The sequence below is a fragment of the Pseudomonas sp. SID14000 genome (genome assembly GCF_002165135.1).
GTDB lineage: Bacteria > Pseudomonadota > Gammaproteobacteria > Pseudomonadales > Pseudomonadaceae > Aquipseudomonas.
The window spans coordinates 1-628 of the sequence record NZ_NFZQ01000071.1; the positions used below are offsets into that span (position 1 = coordinate 1).

1 protein-coding gene is annotated in these 628 nt (G+C 59.6%); it reads right to left on the reverse strand.

Annotation, left to right across the window (positions count from 1 at the left end):
* A partial coding sequence (locus tag CAY82_RS27425; protein WP_087503451.1) for a hypothetical protein occupies nucleotides 1-306 on the reverse strand: 306 nt, incomplete at its 3' end.
* Between the last annotated feature and the right edge of the window lie 322 nt (nucleotides 307-628).

The following is a 628-nucleotide window of genomic DNA, read 5'->3' on the forward strand; positions in this document are numbered from 1 at the left end:
CGGACCGACCGCGTGCACAATCGCCCCACCGCACTCCCGAATAGTTGCCACACGGGCTTCAGGAGCAGGACCGAGATGCTCGAAGCTCGGTACTACGACGCCGACCGGGTCATGCCTGGTGATTGCCTCTAGCAATGACTCGAAGGCGCCGTTGCCCTGTAGTTCTCGGTAGGTCACGCCAAGGAAGAACCACTCACACTGCGCCCAAGATGCCAACTGACCGGTGAGCGCGGTCTCGAGCCGCCCCGACACTCCATCGACCCGAACGAACCCGAGAACGAGCGGCCGCACGGGGAACACGCTCATCTGACAACTCCCATCGATCCATCGAGTGACTCATTTTGACTCACTCTCGTTCGAGAATGCTCTACGTGGCTAAACGAAGTCAAATCGTCACAGATGGTTGACTCCTGCCATCAGACTCTGCGACCGTTGAGGCCTTGACTCATTTTGACTAATTGGAGGCGAGATGCGACTCACCCACAAAGCCGGCACCTGCAGCAACGGCCCGTGCCCCAACGTTTTCGACACCGATGACGGCTCGCTGGTGGCGATCCAGGGGGCAGAGCTGATCGACACCGATGCATTGGCTCAGTTGAGTCAGATGCCCGCGCACGAGACCGTCGTA